We start from the raw sequence: 16,987 nt of genomic DNA on the forward strand, positions 1-16,987 counted from the left end.
ATAAGATACGGAGGGAGCTTTAATAGAATGGCTAAAGGGATTATGCTACATGAGGTTGGCGAACAGGTGGACCAATATCTATTGATTAAATCCTTGACGAAAGGGATTGCGAGCAACGGGAAACCATTTTTAACGCTGATGCTGCAAGACCAGTCAGGCGATATTGAAGCGAAGCTGTGGGATGCCAAGCAAAGTGATGAAGTGACCTATGCGCCGCAGACGATTGTGAAGGTTGTGGGGGATGTCCACCATTACCGGGGGCGCACCCAGCTGAAGCTGAGAAATATCAGACCAGTGAGCGAGCATGAAGACGTCAATATTGATGATTTTTTAGAAACCGCGCCCATTCCGAAAAATGAAATGATGGACACCATCACTCAATATATATTTGAAATGAAAAATCCGAATATCCAGCGGATTACAAGGTTTTTAGTCAAAAAACACGAAGCAGAATTTATGGATTATCCGGCGGCTACGAAAAATCACCATGAGTTTGTCTCTGGTTTAGCGTATCATGTCGTCTCTATGCTGAATCTGGCGAAATCCATTGCGGATTTATATCCGTCTCTTGACCGCGATCTGCTTTATGCGGGTGTTATCCTGCATGATCTCGGAAAAGTGAAAGAGCTGTCCGGCCCTGTTTCCACTTCGTATACGGTCGAAGGCAATTTGCTCGGCCATATTTCGATTATGGTCACAGAGCTGTCAAAAGCGGCTGAAGAGCTTCAAATCGATTCTGAAGAGGTGTTAATTCTTCAGCACTTGATTTTGAGTCACCACGGCAAAGCGGAGTGGGGAAGCCCGAAGCCGCCGATGGTGAAAGAAGCGGAAATTCTGCACTATATAGACAACCTGGATGCCAAAATGAATATGATGGATAGAGCGCTTGAGCGCGTGAAGCCGGGCGAGTACACTGAACGTGTATTTGCACTGGAAAACCGTTCCTTTTACAAACCGGCTTTTCACAAATAATCAAAAAAGGACTGATTCTGAACCATTCAGGTCAGTCCTTTTTTATGCGCTTTTGGCGCTCATAACTCGTCTCATTCCCGCATAGATTTAAGAATAAAGAATCTATGTAAAAGGGGGAGAAGCCCGTGTTATTTTTTCCATGGTGGGTGTATCTTTGTATTGTAGGCATCATTTTCAGTGCATATAAAATTGTGGCGGCAGCAAAAGAGGAAGAAAAAGCGGACCAGTCCTTTATTGAAAAAGAAGGGCAGATATATATGGAGAGGATGGAAAAGGAGAGAGAGCGCCGCAGTTCTCAGCGGCCTGAAGACGAAAATCAAAACCATTCCATCGCATAAAAAAGCTGTGCAGCTCGATGAGCCTGCACAGCTTTTTTTATTATTTAGAACTAGATGTGCTCTCGCTTGTTGAAGAAGTATTAAATGTGTCTTTCAGATCTTTATCTTTTACTTCGATATCAGCTTTCTTCATGACTTTTTGAATAGCTTCCTGAACGGCTGCGTTGTCATTTAGTTTTTGTTCAAGAACTTCAGGTTTCAGTTCTTTTTTCATGTCATCGTATTTGCCGCGTTCTTCCGTCTTTTTAATGATGTGGTAGCCGTACTGCGTTTTGACAGGATCGCTGACTTCATCTGTTTTTAATTTAAATGCAACTTTGCTGAAATCAGCTATCATACCGTCTTTGGCGAACCAGCCAAGGTCCCCGCCTTGTGAAGATGAACGTTCATCCGTAGAGTATTCTTTCGCAAGGTCTTCAAATTTCTCGCCTTTTTTCAGCTTTTTCTCTACTTCCTCAGCTGTCTTTTTATCAGCGACAAGGATGTGGCTTGCGCGGATTTTGTTTTTTAAGCCTTCCCAGTATTCTTTGGTATCAGCATCTGTTACTTTAATTTGATCTTTAGCCGCTTTTTGTGTAAGCAATTCATATTTTACTTGCTCTTTAAGGTAATCTTTTCCATATTGCTTTTCGAGGGCAGTATATTGATCGCCAAGCTGTGTTTTGTATTCTTTCAGCTTATTGTCAATTTCTTTATCTGTCACTTTATATTTCTCGTCCAATACTTTTTCTTGCACTAGCTGTGTCAGGACGCTTGCACCAGCTGTTTTCTTCATGTTTGTGTAAAGCTCGCCTTTCGTTACATCGCCTGCGTCTGTTTTTGCGATGACTTCTTTGTCGCCGCCGCTGCAAGCACTGAGAGCGAGGATGCTTGTCGCGGTAATAGCTGCTATTGCAATTTTTTTCATTGTTTTCAAACACTCCTAATCATTCCAAATTAAATTACCTAAGCGTATCATAACACATTGTGGCTTTCTGTAAAAAGATTTTAAATAAAGGGCATTCGTCTAGTCAAACTTTTGCTGATGGCATACTTATATATTGATCAAGAAAAGGAGGTATGTAACATGAGCGGAGGATACTCTAACGGTTTCGCATTGCTTGTCGTACTGTTCATTTTGCTTATCATCGTAGGTGCAGCTTACATCTACTAAGCAACCCGGGGATCGCTTGCAAGATAAGCGATCCTTTATTTTCACTAGCGCCTAATCGTTTCAATCATGAATTGCATAAGATGTAATTGGAAAATAAAGCTTTTTACAGGAGGTGCTTTTTAAGATGGGTGAAGTATTTGCAGGCGGTTTCGCTTTATTGGTTGTGTTATTTATTTTATTGATTATCATCGGCGCTTCTTGGCTGTGCTAATCAAAATAAAAAGCCTGGCTGCTGAATCAGCAGCCAGGCTTTCTTTCATATTTACACAGTAAAGGAGATCTCCACAAATGAAGAGATCAGTAAAATTAATATAGATACATTGATAAATCGGAATACCTTATCCTGCCGCTCTTCAGGAATCTCTCTGACAAGGCATAGTGTATTGGTGAGCCTGTTTATGAAATATAAAATAAACATGGCAGCCACGATAAAATAGAATAAAATGATGGGAGATTCCCCCTCTCTCTGAACTGTCCCATATTACATTACCAAATATTTATTAAAAAAGATAGAATGCAAATTGAAAAATCGCTACTAGCGACAAGGTTTGGCTACTTTTCAACAAGAATATCCAAGCCGTCTGCTTCCTGGTCAATAAAAGCGGCTTTCGGCGCTTGTATCAGCTTGAGGGCCAGCAAGAAGTCGGGCAGACAGTAGCCGGCATGAATGCCCGAAATCATGCAGAAATAATGGGCATGATTTGGAAAAGCTAGCGCAGCGTAAAACAATACAGGCGTTATCAGTAAAAACGGGCTTACCAGTGAAATCAGCATAGTCGTTTTTGGTATCCGTTTCCATGCGCGCATGCGCAATATGAAAAACTTTTTTTCTGATTTTCTTTTTTTGCAGATGATCGGCAGGACATGGATGACTTTATGTGCAAATAAAATAAAGACGAGCAATCCGCCGAATACAGGTACATATTCATCGCTTAAGCTTGTGCCGGGCCGCAGCAGCTCAAATGCTAAAAAGGTAGATATAAAAACTAAAATCATAAAACATACAGCAATTAATATGATGCGAACGGCGCCATAATCCTTCATGAGATTTATGGTCTTCCAGCAATTCATTAAAGTCATCCTTCCATACATCTTGATTAGAATCTCAAAATAATTTACTCCTCCTAAGAGAAAAAATCAATGCTTTTTTAAGAAAAAATATCATCCGGCAGTTATTTTTTTGAAACAAGCAAACAAACTGCGAAATATGGGGTTAGAACTTTCTTCTCAGTGAATTATCAGCTAAAATAAGATTAAAGATAGAAAGAAGTGGTGTGGATGGATTCGATGGATCATCGCATTGAGCGATTAGAATATTACATACAATTATTAGTGAAAACAGTAGATATGGACAGGTACCCTTTCTATGCGCTTCTCATTGACAAAGGGCTGAGCAGGGAAGAAGGGGAAGAGGTTATGAGGATATGCGATGAATTGTCGGATGAGCTGGCAGCACAAAAAGCGCAAGGATTTGTAACCTTCGATAAGCTCCTTGCGCTATTTGCCGGACAGCTGAATGAAAAATTAGATGTTCATGAAACTATTTTTTCCCTATATGAGCAGGGGCTTTATCAAGAGCTGATGGAAGTCTTTATCGGCATCATGAAGCACTTTGATTAACTGTTTACAGGTTCGAGCTCTTCTGCCGGTTCATCCGCAGCACTGTCCTTTGCTTTTTTCTTCAGTTTTCCGTTTACGCTTTCAAAGTCATTGTCAATATTGGTGAGTGACGTTTCGAAAATTTCCATAAAATCATCGCCGTAAATATGGCGTATCATACACATCAGTTCTGCCACTTCAGGGAATTTTCCGAATAAATGATAAAGTGGCTGTGATCCTTTAAAAACCGCGTTGCGAGTCGGATCGAATTCCTCGAGCAAGCTCCAGAATACTTCATTCCCTTCCTCAGTCAATTGGACGTATGTGTTCCGTTTATCATTCAGCCGTTTGGAGAATCTTAAATATCCTCGCTCTTCCAGCTTTTTTGAAAAGTTGAATGCGGTTGATACGTGCATGACCCCGAATTTCGCGATTTCAGAAATGGAAGCTCCATTCAATTGATACGCAATCCATAAAATATGATGCTCATTAATATTCAGGTCATACGGTTTAAGCCATTGCTGCCAATCCTTCTCAATCGATTTCCAAAGAGCTTTGCTAAGCTGAGCCATTTTCTGGGTGAAGACCAGAGCCTCTTTCACATCATAAGGCGGTTCCACTCGATTCATTACGTCACCTGCTTCTCTTTTTCTTTTTCTCTATTATGCCAATAAAATAAAGATTAATAAAGATGAAAATTTAAGAATTTTTTAATAAATTCACAATCCGTTGCGGTGAGAGGCTTTTTCGGTCAAAAAAAAATGCGGGTCCAGTTTTGGCCCGCATTTTTTTCTTTTGAATAGGATATTAGTTTTGTAAGGTTTTCTCCAGCTGTTTGATCTTCTCTTCAATATCAGCGATTTCTTTTTGCAGATCCTGTTGGTGAGGTTTGATCTCTTCCTGCCATTTTTTAATTGACGTTTGGAGCTCGCCGCTCACATCTTTAATGACATCTGTACTTTCTTTGGCCGCTTTGATCAGCTGGTCTTTTAACGCAAGCCCGTCTGATTTTAAGCGTTTGATCGTTTCTTCGAAAGAATCATAATTGGTTTTCATTTTTTCACGCAGCTGCGCTCCTGAGGAAGGTGCAGTAAGAAGAACTGCAGCCCCTCCGATAATGCCGCCTACGAATAGTCCTGTTAGCAGAGAACGTCCGTCCGCCATTACAATCACCCCGTCTTTTTCTTGAAAATAGGATTCATTCAGTATTTTTGTTTTTGTTGAAAGCCTGAACTTCTATACATAGCTTGCTTTATTTTAGCATATTTTTTAAGTGAAAAGGAGGGAGAAGGTTGTCTGTCTTTATAATTGTGTTATCCTGCATCACCCTTGCCTTCGCTTCAGGCGCTGTTTACTATATCAGACTCCTCAGCCAGGCTGCTTCTTATCCGCCCAAGAAGGTCATCCGGCAGAAAGCGCTTGTTTGTTCAACCGGAACCGCCTTTACACTATGTCTTATCTTTTTCACAAAACTCTTTGCTTAAAACATGCTGACAGGCTGCGGACTCTCTGTCGAAAAAAACCTCTCCCGGAAGCGGAAGAGGTTTTGGGTGACAATTATTCAGCAGCTTCCATAAAGCTTGAACGTTTTAAAATGGTTTGCACAATCGGATAAATAATAATCATTGCGATTGTGTTCAGTACAGCGGCCGGCAGAACAACAGCCGCGAACAATGCGGCGAAACCGCCAGGCAAACCGACGATCAATAAAGCTGACGATAAAAATACAATGCCCGATAAAATGGTCCCGATCGCTGTCAGAACTGCGGCTGCACCTGTTTTCTGGCTCTTTCTGAACAAAAGGAACAGGATGAAGAACAGAAACGCTGACACGGGTTTATCGATGATGTTAGGAATCTGTCCGGCTGGAAATGCGGTTGTAAGTGCGGAAATGATTCCGGTCACAATCCCAATGACGAGTACATTTTGCACCCGCGGGAACAGAAGGATGCCCATGAACATCATGATCAACATCATATCTGGTTTCATGCCGCCTAAAAAGGGCGGAATAATGGAATGAAGCGCTGCGCCGATTGCGGCAAACAGAGCCATAATGACTAACTCTTTTGTTTTCATATCTATGCTCTCCTCTGCTAAGCTTTTTGCCCTCCAATAATATGCTCGTCATTTATTGCGAAGGCTTAAAGAATGTGATATGCAAACAGTATACCAAACGAACGGTTTGCATAGCCAGACTTTTTACTCATTTTCCTGCTGGAATTTCTTCATGAACGCAGCTAATTTTTCACAGTCTTCGAGAGACACCGCGTTATAAATAGAAGCACGGCAGCCTCCTACTGAACGGTGTCCGCCAAGGCCGATCATCTTTGCTTCTTTTGCTTCCTGAACGAATGTTTTCGTTAATTCGTCATTACGAAGCGTGAAGGTAACATTCATGCGTGAGCGGCTGTCCTTTCTGGCATGTCCTTTATAGAATCCGCCGCTTTCATCAATGCAGCTGTAGAGCACCTGCGCTTTTTGTTCATTACGTTGTTCAGCAGCTTCAACACCGCCGTTTTCTTTCAGCCATTCCAGAACAAGGCTCAGCATATAAATCGCAAATGTCGGCGGAGTGTTGTAAAGTGAATCCGCTTTGACATGCGTTGAATATGTCAGGATTTTTGGAACGTTCGCATTTTCATTTTGCAGCCACGTTTTTTTCATGATGACAACTGTCACACCGGAAGGGCCGAGGTTCTTTTGGGCGCCTCCGTAAATCACGTCAAATTTGGGCACATCGATTTTTCTGCTTAAAATATCGCTGGACATGTCAGCGACAAGCGGAATAGGGGAATCCGGGAATTCTTGCCACTGTGTGCCGAAAATCGTATTGTTGGACGTGATATGTAAATACGCGCCGTCTTTTACATCTGTAAGGTCAACTTCAGGAATAAAGCTGTAATTGTCTGCCTCGCTTGTCGCTGTCATAGAGATGTTCCCGAAGAGCTTTGCTTCAGCGAGGGCTTTTTCGGACCAAGCCCCAGTCATTACAAAATGTGCGGTTTTATCAGGTGTTAAAAAGTTCATCGGAAGCATTGAGAATTGAAGGCTTGCCCCGCCTTGAAGAAACAAAATATCGTAATCTTCCGGGATGCCCATCAGTTCGATTAAAAGGTTTTTCGCTTTTTGGTGCACCGCTTCGTATTCTTTGCTGCGGTGGGAAAGCTCCATAACGGACATGCCGGATTCGTTAAAATCAATAAATTCTTTCTGTGCTTTTTGCAGAACTTCCAATGGCAGCGCTGCAGGACCTGCGTTAAAATTTGTTGTGCGTTCCATTATGATCCTCTCCCTGTTCTCCACGTTAATGTATAAAATAATACAATTATCCTATCACAAAAATGCAGTTTTTGTATAAAAAATTAGAATAATCAAAAGAAATTGACGGATGTTTGCTATAAATGCTCACAAATAAAATAACCCCATCTTATGATGAGGCCAGGCGTTTCGCGATAGAGGAAGAGATGGTCTGCAGATCCTCCGGTTTGTAATCATCAGCATGTGTTTTCCAAACGGCTCCGAATCCGTCTCCTTTTCCGTAGCGCGGGATAATATGCATATGATAATGGAAAACAGATTGTCCTGCTTTTTCGCCGTTATTGTTCAGCGTATTTAAGCCGATCGGTTCAAATTCATTCCGGATGGCGCGGGCGATTTTCGGAACAGCGTGAAAATATTGTTTTGCTAATTCATCCGTAAATTCATACACGTTTTCGATATGCGTTTTCGGAATGACAAGCGTGTGTCCCTTTGTCACTTGGCTGATATCAAGGAAGGCAAGCACGTGTTCATCTTCATACACCTTTGCGGATGGAATGTCACCGGCAATAATTTTACAAAAGATACAATTCTCTGCATTATGCATGAAAGTTCCTCCTTATGAAATTGTTTCGTATGTATACACTCATCGTACCACAGAAATGCTGGAAATAGAAAACAGGATGAACGGCGAGCGTTCACCCTGAATGCAGAGGAAGAGCTTTATGAAGAAAATGTGATATGCCTTTGGTAAGCACCTCATTTGTCGATAAAATGAAGACTTGTTTAATGCCTAACGATTCCTGCGATAAACACCTCATTTGACAATTTGCTTCATAGAAGAATTCATCAAGTTCAGTGAAGAGAAAAGGTTTGAGCATTGGACATGTTTATTTTCTATCCAACTGTATCTAAGACGTCTTTGACAAACACCTCATTTTTCAGTTGATATGCTTTTCCTCTACAACCATTATGATGTCCCGAAACCTGTTTCTTTATGACAGCAAATTCATCATTTGTTAAAAGGGAATTGTTTCAAATCATGCTTTGTTTTTGGTACTATGAAGAAAACAATATAAGGGGAGAAACTATGTCTCTGCTATCGGTAAAGAACTTGACCGGCGGATATACAAGAAATCCGGTTTTGAAAAACGTATCATTCACCCTTGAACCGAATCAAATTGTCGGTTTAATCGGGCTGAACGGTGCGGGTAAAAGTACAACAATCAGACATATCATCGGGCTGATGGACCCGCATAAAGGATCAATCGAATTAAATGGGAAAACCTTTGCTGAGGATCCGGAAGGCTACCGCTCACAATTCACCTATATACCTGAAACACCTGTTTTATATGAAGAGCTGACGCTGATGGAGCATCTGGAGTTAACAGCGATGGCATACGGTATCTCAAAAGAAACGATGGAGAAAAGGCTGCCGCCGCTTTTAAAGGAATTCCGAATGGAGAAGAGGCTGAAGTGGTTCCCGGCTCATTTTTCTAAAGGAATGAAGCAGAAGGTTATGATTATGTGCGCATTTTTGGCAGAGCCCGCGCTCTACATCATTGATGAGCCTTTTCTAGGACTTGATCCGCTTGCGATTAACGCGCTGCTTGAGCGGATGAATGAAGCGAAAAAAAGCGGGGCGAGCGTGCTGATGTCAACGCACATTTTGGCAACGGCAGAGCGCTATTGTGATTCGTTTATTATTTTACATAACGGCGAGGTGCGGGCGCGCGGCACGCTGTCCGAACTCAGAGAGCAGTTTGGAATGAAGGACGCGGCGCTGGACGATTTGTATCTTGAACTCACAAAGGAAGACGCGGGCCATGAATAATATGCTTGATATTTGGCAGTCGCGGCTGCAGGAGCATATCAAAGAAACAAGGACGTATATGAAATATATGCTCAACGATCACCTTGTCATTGTTTTGATCTTTTTTCTCGCGGGCGCTGCAAGCTGGTACAGCAAATGGATACGTGACATTCCCGCTCACTTTCCGTCCTTCTGGGTGATGGCCGTACTGTTTTCGCTCGTGTTGACAAGCTCTTATGTGCGGACGCTGTTGAAAGAGGCTGACCTTGTCTTCTTATTGCCGCTTGAAGCAAAAATGGAGCCTTACTTGAAGCAGGCGTTTGTCTACAGTTATGTGTCTCAGCTGTTTCCGCTGATTGCACTGAGCATTGTTGCAATGCCGCTTTATTTCGCTGTCGCACCGGGGGCTTCGCTCGCATCGTATGCGGCAGTTTTTGCCCAGCTTTTGTTGCTGAAAGCGTGGAATCAGGTGATGGAATGGCGCACGACCTTCCAGAATGACCGAAGCTTGAAACCGATGGATGTGATCATTCGCTTTGCGGCGAATACGCTCGTTCTTTATTTTGTTTTCCAATCTGTCTATATGTATGCGCTTGTGGTTTATGTCATTATGGCAGGTCTTTATCTCTATATGTCTTCCTCAGCAAAACGGAAAACGTTTAAATGGGAGAGCCATATTGAGTCCGAATTGAGACGCAAGCAGCGTTTCTACCGAATTGCCAACCTGTTCACTGATGTGCCGCATTTACGAAAGCAAGCGAAACGCAGGGCGTATCTCGACTTTTTGCTGCGTCTCGTGCCGTTTGAACAGCGCAAAACGTTTGCCTACATGTTCACCCGGGCCTTTTTACGTTCAAGTGATTATTTGGGCATCCTCGTCAGATTGACGGTCATTTTCGCCCTGATCATTATGTATATGTCAGCAAGCCCGCTCATTGCAGGGGTTTTGACTGTATTCACCATTTTTATTACGGGCGTTCAGCTTCTTCCGCTGTTCGGCCACTTTGACCATTTGGCGCTTCAAGAGCTGTACCCTGTGAAAAAAGAAACGAAGCTGAAAAGTTATTTCTCTTTATTAAAAACGGCACTTTCCGTACAAGCGCTGCTGATGTCTGCTGCTTCTGCCTATGCTGCCGGCTTGACAGGGTTTCTGTACGCGCTGATCGGTTCTGCCGTCCTGATTTTTGTTATTATGCCTTCTTATATGACAACCAGACTGAAAAAACATGGAAAGCTGTGAGCTTAAAAAGGGGTAGGTCAAATGACAGATAACCAGCTGCTGATGCATGAAGCCCTTCAATGGAAAATGCATTTTTTGCGAAAAGATTCCATGTTTGAACGCTTTTCAAAGCGTATGCAAACGAAGGTGAATGAGCGGATTCCGGAAAAAATTCATGCGGCCGTCACCGAAAGTGTGAAAAAAATGGTCGAAGCGACGATGGCCGGCTCCAATATCATCGCCTATAAGAAGGATACAAGCGCACTTTCGCTCAGTGAAAAAAACGAACTGGCGAAAAAAACGATTGCTTCTTATCAGAAAGTGGCGGCTGCTGAGGGAGTCGGAACCGGAGCGGGCGGCATTTTTTTAGGGATTGCCGATTTCCCGCTGCTGCTTTCGATTAAGATGAAGTGTTTATTTACCTTATCCTCAATTTATGGCTTTGATGTGAAGGATGCACAAGAAAGAATGTTTTTGCTGCTGGTGTTTCAGCTCGCGTTTTCGAGTGATGACTGCCGCAAATCGCTTTTTTGTGTCATCGACAATTGGGAGACGGAGAAAAAGAGTATCGACTGGAGAGTGTTCCAGCAGGAATATCGCGATTATATCGACGTCGTAAAGCTTTTGCAGCTTTTGCCCGGAGTAGGTGCGGCAGTCGGCGGCATTGCCAATTATAAGCTGCTTTCTCAGCTTGGCGAGACGGCAAGACACGTTTTTCATATGAGAATTACAAAGGAAACAGCCGGAGAATAAACACTCCGGCTGTTTTTTTATAGTGTATGATAGGTGATCGCGGCACCCGCAAGCACCTTTGCTGCTGTCAGCATTGCTTTTTCATTGATATCGAATTTCGGATGGTGGTGGGAATAGACGCGCTCTGGCTGTTCAGGAGCGGCACCAGTAAAGAAAAAAGTGCCTTTGACGTTTTGTAAGTAGTAGGCAAAATCCTCGCCGCCCATTTGCGGTTCACAGTCAATGACCTGGTGAACGCCCTCCGTGTTCTTTGCGCTGCTGACCAAGTGGCTCGTTTCTGCAGGATGGTTCACAACAGCCGGATAGCCCCGTTCATAGTTGTACTCATAGGACGCGCCGTGCATGCTGCACACTCCTTTTACAACTGCTTCAATTTCTTTCTCCAGAACGTTGCGGACACTATCGTCAAATGAACGCGCTGTGCCGATGAGTGTGGCTTGGTCTGCAATGACATTAAACGGGTTGTCGGCGATAAAAGAGCCTGTCGAAATGACGGCGGAATGAATCGGATTAACTTTGCGGCTGACAATGTGCTGCAAAGAGGAAACGATTTGCGAGCCGATCAGGACGGCGTCTTTTGTATCGTGCGGGTGAGCGCCGTGGCCGCCCTTACCGCGGATTTTTATCGTGAATCGGTCCGCCGCCGCCATCACGGCGCCGGGGCGGCAGAGAATGGTTCCGAGCGGCTCAGTCGCCCAAAGATGCGTGCCGAATATCACATCTGCATTTTCAAGACAGCCGTCATCAATCATTGGCTTTGCGCCTCCCGGATAATATTCTTCCGCATGCTGATGGATTATCACAAATGTTCCCTTCAGTTCATGTCTATTTTGGTGAAGGACCTTTGCCACTGCGAGAAGAGCTGCCGTATGGCCGTCATGGCCGCATGCGTGCATGACACCCGGCACTTTGGAGGCGTAAGAAACATCTTTTTCATCTTGAATGGGGAGGGCGTCAAAGTCGGCCCGCAACGCGACTGTTGGGCCGGATTCGCTGCCTTCTATATATGCTAAAACCCCTCTGCCGCCAACATTCGTGCGGATCGGGACGCCTAATGATTCATAATAGGAAGCAATAAATGCGGCGGTTTTTTCTTCTTGAAACGAGAGCTCAGGATACATGTGAAAATGGCGCCTGATCTCGACCATTTCTTCAAAACAGCTGTCGAGCTGTTTGTTTATCTCTTTCTGCAGTGTAAATATGGACAAAGCCGCTTCCCCCTTTTTCTATGCTTTTCCATGATTGTATAGAAAAAGTCTGAATATTTCAACTTGACTTCAAAGCAACACCATGGCTGCGATGGCTGTCACAGAAAGGCCAATCGCGACGGGAATGAAGTTTTTTCTGGCAAGCTCAAAAGGATCAACTTTGCAAATGGCCGCAGCGGGAATCAGCGCCCATGGGACCAGTGTTCCGCCCCCCACCCAGATGGCAGATATTTGGCCGAGTGCGGTCAGAACGGCGGGATCAGTATGAAGAGCGGACGAAAAGAGGTGTGCGACAGAGCCTGCGAGAGAAATGCCTGAAAACCCTGATCCGTCGAGGCCGGTTATCGCTCCAGCGGCAGTTAGAGCAACGGCGGCAAGCTCCTTTGACATAGGCATCATGCCGGATAAAGCAATGCCGAGATCATTGACAATGCCTTGGGAACCTTTAGGGAGTGCAGTGCCCAGTATGCTTTCAAAACCTGAGCCGCCAAGGTAAAAGAAAGCGGCAATCGGGATGACGGGGCCGAAAACCTTAAAGCCGAACTGGAACCCATCAATAAAATAACCGGTGATTTTTTCAAGCCCTTTTTGCTTATACACGAGAAAATGGACAGTCAGGAGGATGCAGATGGCAGACCCGCCGATTAACGCGGTTGCATCATTTCCCTGTAGATTAAACAAGAGCATGCAGGCGATATCCCCAAGAAAGACAAGCGGAATCAAAAAAGCCAATATGGACCGCAGGCGTTTTGGCAGATACAGCGAGGTGTCTTGTTCGTCAGAAAGCTTAGGGGAAAAAGAAGCTGAAGCTGGACCCAGCTGTTTTTTGCGTTCGCGCTGAATTATGATAAAAGCTGCGGTTGTAGTGGTCAAGCCCATAATCAGCACAAGGGGAATGCTTGCCGAGACGACATCACCGACAGGAATGCCTGCCGCATCAGCTGTCAGTTTCGGCGCCGCCTGAATGACAAAGTCCCCTGACAAAGCAAAACCGTGACCGAACAAGTTCATGGCCATGGCTGCTACAATAGGCGGCAACCCGGCGCGGGCCGCCGCCGGGAGCAGGACCGCGCCGATCAAAGCGACACCCGGAGAAGGCCAGAAGAAGAGAGAAATGGCGAACATCAGGCCGCCAATCAGCCAATAGGCAGTGACAGGGCCTTTCACAAGGTTTGTAAAGGGAGAAATCATTGCTTCATTTATCCCTGTTTTTGTTAACAAATCACTCATCGAAACGATGAAACAAATGATGAAAATCGTGGGCAGCAGTTCGCCGGCCGCGTAAATAAAGCTGTGGAATAAACTGCTGACAGAAGCTGAAAGTGAATGGCTGGTCCAAAGCGATATCATGAAAATGCCGAATAAGGAAATAAAGGTCGTATCTTTCCGCAGCAGCATAAATAGGATAATCGCCCCGATAAAAAACACATACAGTATGTGGACAGACAAAATCCCGACTTCCATCATTAATCACTCCTTCCGCTTCCTACAGATTATTCATAGGCAGGCGGAAGGTGCGGGGACAGAAGGCAGGGTTATGATAGAAGATGAACATTGATCTGTTTGAGCTGCTCAAGCAAATGCTGCTTTAACACTCTATTCGCTTTCTGCTGATGCTCAGGGAAGCATTCAGGAGAAAAAATAACGGCGCCATCAGCCAGCCAGTTTTTTCTGTAGGCGATGATGCTTTCCGATGGTTTTAAAAATGAACCATCCTCGCGCTGCATGTCGTAATCATCAAATCCAAACTGAAAACCGCAGCACGGACAAATTTCATAAGAATGATTCCCTTGCTTATCATATGCCGGTTCAGTCAGTCCCTTAAACCCGCAGACTGGGCAAGTGTTCTTCATTTTGCTTTCCTCCCGATAAATAAGCTGCCGGAGATGCCGGCAGCTATTCGACAGCTGAATATGTGGTGACATACGAAGGCCGGGAGAAGATCGACGTGGTGTCAATTCCGGCAGACGTGCCGCGTTTTTTGTGGGCTTCTTTGTATGAACCTGACTGCTGCCAGTCTTGAAAGGCTCTTTCCGTTTCCCACAAGGTCAGAATGACGTACGTATCACTGTCAAGCGGGCGGAGCACACGAATTGCTTCAAAACCGGGCTCATTTTCTACTTTTCCCGCTCTGTTTTTGAATCTGTTTTCAAACAGCGGACGTCCTTCCTGAGTGACGGCGATATTGTTCAAGACGGCAAAACCGGGATTCTTCATCTCGCCGGCTTGGTCAATCACTTCATAGGCATGGGGTGCCTGAAAAACGGTATCTCCGCTTGTTTCGTGGATCAAAATCGCGTTTTCCTGGCCCTGCATCAAAAGGATATTTTCCGACGGATGCTTCTTTACGAGCGTTTTTAAAAAATCGGCTGTCCCATATGTAATATAAACATTCATATCAGCCACCTCCTGCTTGCTAGTATATCAAAACAATGGTATAAGTTTCTATTGGCGAGTGCTTCAAACATAATTCTAAACAATTTTTCCCATACTACCTTTAGAAAGGCGAGGTGAGTTCATGTTTAAGGTGAAGAAAAAGAAACTATTTATACCCATCATTATTTTAGTGTTAACTGCTTTTCTCGCTTTAATAGGATATATTTCAATTATTTTTCTCGGGCATTATGTCATAGATGAAAAGAAGCTGATTCTTCATGCCTCTTCAAAAATTGTCGATCAAGACGGAGTGGAGGTTGCCAGCCTGTATACAGAAAATCGTGAGCCGGTCTCGATTAATGAGATTCCGGAGCGGGTCAGAGAAGCGTTTATCGCTGTTGAGGATAAAAGGTTCTATGAACATCACGGCATTGATGCGAAATCTGTCGGAAGGGCGGTATACCGCGATATATTAGCAGGCGGAAAGGTGGAAGGCGGAAGCACGATCACTCAGCAGCTTGCCAAAAATATTTTTCTGACACACGACAAAACGTTTTTAAGAAAAACAAAAGAAGTGATCATTGCGATCAATCTTGAACGGGATTACAGCAAGGACAAGCTGCTGGAAATGTATTTGAACCAGCTTTACTTCGGGCATGGGGTCTACGGCATACAAGCGGCGTCCCACTATTATTTTAATAAGGAAGTAAAAGATTTAACTATATCCGAAGGCGCGGTTTTGGCCGCTATTCCGAAGGCGCCTTCTACGTATTCTCCTGTTTTGCATCCTGATAAAAGTAAGGAGCGGCGTGATACGATTCTCGGCATGATGAATGACCAAGGCTACATCAGTGCGAAAGAGGCTGTCAGCGCGCAGGGGAGGACGCTCGGTCTGAACGTGAAGAAACAGTCGGAAACACCTTGGTTTGACAGCTATATTGATCTTGTGATTGAAGAGGCGGAAGACAAGTACTCGATTTCCGGAGAGCAGCTTCTTCAAGGCGGATACACGATCAAGGTTCCGCTTGATTCGAAGCTTCAGAAGACGGCTTATCAGGTGATGAAGCAGGGAAGCTACTATCCCGGAACAGACCAGAATGCTGAAGGAAGCGCCGTCTTTATCAATAACAAGACAGGCGGTGTGGAAGCGGCGATCGGCGGAAGAGAATACACATCCAAAGGATACAACCGCGTCACAGCTGCCCGCCAGCCGGGTTCCACATTGAAGCCGCTTGCGGTATACGGGCCGGCGATGCAGGAAAAGGAATTTAAACCATATTCTCTATTAAAGGATGAGCTGCAATCCTACGGAGATTATACACCGAAAAACTATGACAGCCAGTATGAGGGCGAAGTGACCATGTCTGACGCCATTACGTACAGCAAAAACGCACCGGCTGTCTGGACGCTGAATGAGATCGGCGTCGAAACAGGAAAATCTTATTTGAAAGCAAACGGCATCGATATCCCTGATGAAGGCCTTGCCCTCGCTCTCGGCGGTTTGGAAAAAGGCGTTTCCCCGCTCCGGCTTGCCGGCGCGTTTCATACGTTTGCCGCGGATGGAATGTATACTGAACCGTTCTTTATTTCCAGCATAGAGGATGAAGACGGAGAAACAATAGCCGACCATAAAGAAGAAGGAAAGCGGGTATTCAGCAAGCAGACGTCTTGGAATATGACGAGAATGCTGCAGCAGGTGGTCAAAAAGGGAACGGCCGTGTCAGGAACTTATCACGGCGATCTGGCGGGAAAAACCGGTTCTACTTCTTATACAGGCGTCTCCGGCGCGACAAAGGATGCTTGGTTTGCCGGCTATACGCCGAAAATAACCGGGGCTGTCTGGATGGGCTATGATAAAACAGACCAAAACCATTATTTAAAAGGCGGCAGCGCGTATTCGACGAGACTGTTTAAAGATATTTTGACGCAGGCTGGAGAAACCGGTGATGTGTTTACGAAGCCTAAAAACGTCAAAGAACTGGAAAGCCCGATTAAGCTGGAGCCGGTCAAAACGCTAACAGCAGATTACACATTTAAAGCAGCGGGGCTGTTTACCATTGAATTAAAATGGGATGCTCAAGAGGATGATCGGACCGTATACAGAATTTATGTAAATAAGGATGGCAAGGAGACGCTTCTTGATTCAGTCGAAGGAAAGGGCAGCTATGAAATCCCTTATGCCAACTTGTTCTCAGGCGCTTCTTATAAAGTTGTGCCTTATAATACACAGACAAAAAGAGAAGGGGAAGGAACCGATTACGTTCAGCCGAAATTGTTTTCCTCTTAATGGAATTCGGC

Annotated in this window: 20 protein-coding genes and 1 pseudogene; 10 read left to right on the forward strand and 11 right to left on the reverse strand. The window is 44.5% G+C overall.

Annotated features, from left to right (window positions below; translation table 11 throughout):
- Positions 1 to 27: 27 nt before the first annotated feature.
- Entirely contained in the window at positions 28 to 972 is a 945-nt protein-coding gene (gene yhaM, locus ABZM97_RS05535) for a 3'-5' exoribonuclease YhaM (RefSeq protein WP_087991237.1), read from the forward strand.
- A gap of 125 nt (positions 973 to 1,097) precedes the next feature.
- Complete coding sequence (locus tag ABZM97_RS05540) at positions 1,098 to 1,310, forward strand: sporulation YhaL family protein (protein ID WP_087991238.1); 213 nt, start codon at positions 1,098 to 1,100, stop codon at positions 1,308 to 1,310.
- Positions 1,311 to 1,350: 40 nt separating this feature from the next.
- Here the strand turns inward: ABZM97_RS05540 and ABZM97_RS05545 are convergent, their stop codons facing one another.
- Entirely contained in the window at positions 1,351 to 2,217 is an 867-nt protein-coding gene (locus tag ABZM97_RS05545; RefSeq protein ID WP_367387297.1) for a peptidylprolyl isomerase, read from the reverse strand.
- 159 nt (positions 2,218 to 2,376) lie between these two features.
- On the opposite strand from ABZM97_RS05545, the gene yhzE1 reads away from it, so the two are divergent.
- Together yhzE1 and yhzE2 are read left to right on the forward strand one after the other, a co-directional pair.
- Positions 2,377 to 2,463: a sporulation protein YhzE1 gene (yhzE1, locus tag ABZM97_RS05550; RefSeq protein ID WP_003327753.1), complete on the forward strand. Its 87-nt coding sequence runs from the start codon at positions 2,377 to 2,379 to the stop codon at positions 2,461 to 2,463.
- A 124-nt stretch (positions 2,464 to 2,587) separates the two neighbouring features.
- Complete coding sequence (gene yhzE2 / locus ABZM97_RS05555) at positions 2,588 to 2,674, forward strand: sporulation protein YhzE2 (protein ID WP_032681524.1); 87 nt, start codon at positions 2,588 to 2,590, stop codon at positions 2,672 to 2,674.
- Positions 2,675 to 3,015: 341 nt separating this feature from the next.
- On the opposite strand, the gene ABZM97_RS05560 is transcribed toward yhzE2, so the two are convergent.
- Positions 3,016 to 3,534, reverse strand: a complete 519-nt coding sequence (locus tag ABZM97_RS05560; protein WP_087991301.1) for a DUF3267 domain-containing protein — start codon at positions 3,532 to 3,534, stop codon at positions 3,016 to 3,018.
- Positions 3,535 to 3,741: 207 nt separating this feature from the next.
- On the opposite strand from ABZM97_RS05560, the gene ABZM97_RS05565 reads away from it, so the two are divergent.
- On the forward strand, positions 3,742 to 4,083 hold the full coding sequence (locus ABZM97_RS05565; RefSeq protein WP_087991240.1) for a YhaI family protein: 342 nt from the start codon (positions 3,742 to 3,744) through the stop codon (positions 4,081 to 4,083).
- Here ABZM97_RS05565 and ABZM97_RS05570 read toward each other — a convergent pair.
- Positions 4,080 to 4,691: an HTH-type transcriptional regulator Hpr gene (locus ABZM97_RS05570; RefSeq protein WP_087991241.1), complete on the reverse strand. Its 612-nt coding sequence runs from the start codon at positions 4,689 to 4,691 to the stop codon at positions 4,080 to 4,082. The genes ABZM97_RS05565 and ABZM97_RS05570 overlap by 4 nt on opposite strands.
- 178 nt (positions 4,692 to 4,869) lie before the next feature.
- Positions 4,870 to 5,226 carry a YtxH domain-containing protein gene (locus ABZM97_RS05575; RefSeq protein ID WP_010329248.1) on the reverse strand — a complete coding sequence of 119 codons (357 nt, stop codon included), beginning with the start codon at positions 5,224 to 5,226 and terminating at the stop codon, positions 4,870 to 4,872.
- A 128-nt stretch (positions 5,227 to 5,354) separates the two neighbouring features.
- Between ABZM97_RS05575 and ABZM97_RS05580 the strand changes: the two genes are divergently transcribed.
- On the forward strand, positions 5,355 to 5,546 hold the full coding sequence (locus tag ABZM97_RS05580) for a hypothetical protein (protein WP_087991242.1): 192 nt from the start codon (positions 5,355 to 5,357) through the stop codon (positions 5,544 to 5,546).
- Positions 5,547 to 5,619: 73 nt separating this feature from the next.
- On the opposite strand, the gene trpP is transcribed toward ABZM97_RS05580, so the two are convergent.
- From trpP to ABZM97_RS05595, 3 genes are all read right to left on the reverse strand, one after another.
- The gene (gene trpP / locus ABZM97_RS05585; RefSeq protein WP_087991243.1) at positions 5,620 to 6,138 is read right to left on the reverse strand and encodes a tryptophan transporter TrpP; all 519 of its coding nucleotides are present in this window, start codon (positions 6,136 to 6,138) and stop codon (positions 5,620 to 5,622) included.
- Positions 6,139 to 6,261: 123 nt separating this feature from the next.
- Positions 6,262 to 7,341, reverse strand: coding sequence for a phosphoserine transaminase (serC, locus tag ABZM97_RS05590; protein ID WP_367387298.1), 1,080 nt, complete (start codon positions 7,339 to 7,341; stop codon positions 6,262 to 6,264).
- A 148-nt stretch (positions 7,342 to 7,489) separates the two neighbouring features.
- Positions 7,490 to 7,927 (reverse strand): HIT family protein, encoded by a 438-nt coding sequence (locus tag ABZM97_RS05595; RefSeq protein ID WP_367387299.1) that lies wholly within the window; start codon positions 7,925 to 7,927, stop codon positions 7,490 to 7,492.
- Positions 7,928 to 8,410: 483 nt separating this feature from the next.
- Here ABZM97_RS05595 and ecsA point away from each other — a divergent pair, with 483 nt between their 5' ends.
- The 3 genes from ecsA to ABZM97_RS05610 are packed head-to-tail and all read left to right on the forward strand — an operon-like array spanning position 8,411 to position 11,105.
- Positions 8,411 to 9,154, forward strand: a complete 744-nt coding sequence (gene ecsA / locus ABZM97_RS05600) for an ABC transporter ATP-binding protein EcsA (protein WP_087991246.1) — start codon at positions 8,411 to 8,413, stop codon at positions 9,152 to 9,154.
- Positions 9,147 to 10,373 (forward strand): ABC transporter permease EcsB, encoded by a 1,227-nt coding sequence (gene ecsB / locus ABZM97_RS05605; RefSeq protein ID WP_087991247.1) that lies wholly within the window; start codon positions 9,147 to 9,149, stop codon positions 10,371 to 10,373. Before ecsA ends, ecsB begins: the two co-directional genes overlap by 8 nt.
- Positions 10,374 to 10,394: 21 nt before the next feature.
- Positions 10,395 to 11,105, forward strand: a complete 711-nt coding sequence (locus ABZM97_RS05610) for an EcsC family protein (RefSeq protein WP_202328491.1) — start codon at positions 10,395 to 10,397, stop codon at positions 11,103 to 11,105.
- 17 nt (positions 11,106 to 11,122) lie between these two features.
- Here the strand turns inward: ABZM97_RS05610 and sndC are convergent, their stop codons facing one another.
- The 4 genes and pseudogenes from sndC to hmoB form a co-directional block, all read right to left on the reverse strand.
- Positions 11,123 to 12,313 (reverse strand): N-acetyl amino acid acetylase SndC, encoded by a 1,191-nt coding sequence (sndC, locus tag ABZM97_RS05615; protein ID WP_087991249.1) that lies wholly within the window; start codon positions 12,311 to 12,313, stop codon positions 11,123 to 11,125.
- Positions 12,314 to 12,382: 69 nt separating this feature from the next.
- Positions 12,383 to 13,780, reverse strand: coding sequence for a hypothetical protein (locus ABZM97_RS05620; RefSeq protein ID WP_087991250.1), 1,398 nt, complete (start codon positions 13,778 to 13,780; stop codon positions 12,383 to 12,385).
- 68 nt (positions 13,781 to 13,848) lie between these two features.
- Positions 13,849 to 14,166: pseudogene (locus tag ABZM97_RS05625) on the reverse strand (hypothetical protein).
- Positions 14,167 to 14,209: 43 nt separating this feature from the next.
- Positions 14,210 to 14,710: a heme-degrading oxygenase HmoB gene (hmoB, locus tag ABZM97_RS05630; RefSeq protein WP_087991251.1), complete on the reverse strand. Its 501-nt coding sequence runs from the start codon at positions 14,708 to 14,710 to the stop codon at positions 14,210 to 14,212.
- 121 nt (positions 14,711 to 14,831) lie between these two features.
- Between hmoB and ABZM97_RS05635 the strand changes: the two genes are divergently transcribed.
- On the forward strand, positions 14,832 to 16,976 hold the full coding sequence (locus ABZM97_RS05635) for a transglycosylase domain-containing protein (protein WP_087991252.1): 2,145 nt from the start codon (positions 14,832 to 14,834) through the stop codon (positions 16,974 to 16,976).
- Positions 16,977 to 16,987: the final 11 nt, after the last annotated feature.

It is taken from the genome of Bacillus vallismortis (assembly GCF_040784915.1).
GTDB lineage: Bacteria > Bacillota > Bacilli > Bacillales > Bacillaceae > Bacillus > Bacillus subtilis_G.

What these genes read in the sequence shown, in the direction of transcription:
- yhaM (WP_087991237.1), top strand. Translation starts at nt 28, where the DNA reads ATGGCTAAAGGGATTATGCTACATGAGGTTGGCGAACAGGTGGACCAA.
- ABZM97_RS05545 (WP_367387297.1), bottom strand. Translation starts at nt 2,217, where the DNA reads ATGAAAAAAATTGCAATAGCAGCTATTACCGCGACAAGCATCCTCGCT.
- yhzE1 (WP_003327753.1), top strand. Translation starts at nt 2,377, where the DNA reads ATGAGCGGAGGATACTCTAACGGTTTCGCATTGCTTGTCGTACTGTTC.
- yhzE2 (WP_032681524.1), top strand. Translation starts at nt 2,588, where the DNA reads ATGGGTGAAGTATTTGCAGGCGGTTTCGCTTTATTGGTTGTGTTATTT.
- ABZM97_RS05560 (WP_087991301.1), bottom strand. Translation starts at nt 3,534, where the DNA reads ATGAATTGCTGGAAGACCATAAATCTCATGAAGGATTATGGCGCCGTT.
- ABZM97_RS05565 (WP_087991240.1), top strand. Translation starts at nt 3,742, where the DNA reads ATGGATTCGATGGATCATCGCATTGAGCGATTAGAATATTACATACAA.
- ABZM97_RS05570 (WP_087991241.1), bottom strand. Translation starts at nt 4,691, where the DNA reads ATGAATCGAGTGGAACCGCCTTATGATGTGAAAGAGGCTCTGGTCTTC.
- ABZM97_RS05575 (WP_010329248.1), bottom strand. Translation starts at nt 5,226, where the DNA reads ATGGCGGACGGACGTTCTCTGCTAACAGGACTATTCGTAGGCGGCATT.
- trpP (WP_087991243.1), bottom strand. Translation starts at nt 6,138, where the DNA reads ATGAAAACAAAAGAGTTAGTCATTATGGCTCTGTTTGCCGCAATCGGC.
- serC (WP_367387298.1), bottom strand. Translation starts at nt 7,341, where the DNA reads ATGGAACGCACAACAAATTTTAACGCAGGTCCTGCAGCGCTGCCATTG.
- ABZM97_RS05595 (WP_367387299.1), bottom strand. Translation starts at nt 7,927, where the DNA reads ATGCATAATGCAGAGAATTGTATCTTTTGTAAAATTATTGCCGGTGAC.
- ecsA (WP_087991246.1), top strand. Translation starts at nt 8,411, where the DNA reads ATGTCTCTGCTATCGGTAAAGAACTTGACCGGCGGATATACAAGAAAT.
- ecsB (WP_087991247.1), top strand. Translation starts at nt 9,147, where the DNA reads ATGAATAATATGCTTGATATTTGGCAGTCGCGGCTGCAGGAGCATATC.
- ABZM97_RS05610 (WP_202328491.1), top strand. Translation starts at nt 10,395, where the DNA reads ATGACAGATAACCAGCTGCTGATGCATGAAGCCCTTCAATGGAAAATG.
- ABZM97_RS05620 (WP_087991250.1), bottom strand. Translation starts at nt 13,780, where the DNA reads ATGATGGAAGTCGGGATTTTGTCTGTCCACATACTGTATGTGTTTTTT.
- hmoB (WP_087991251.1), bottom strand. Translation starts at nt 14,710, where the DNA reads ATGAATGTTTATATTACATATGGGACAGCCGATTTTTTAAAAACGCTC.
- ABZM97_RS05635 (WP_087991252.1), top strand. Translation starts at nt 14,832, where the DNA reads ATGTTTAAGGTGAAGAAAAAGAAACTATTTATACCCATCATTATTTTA.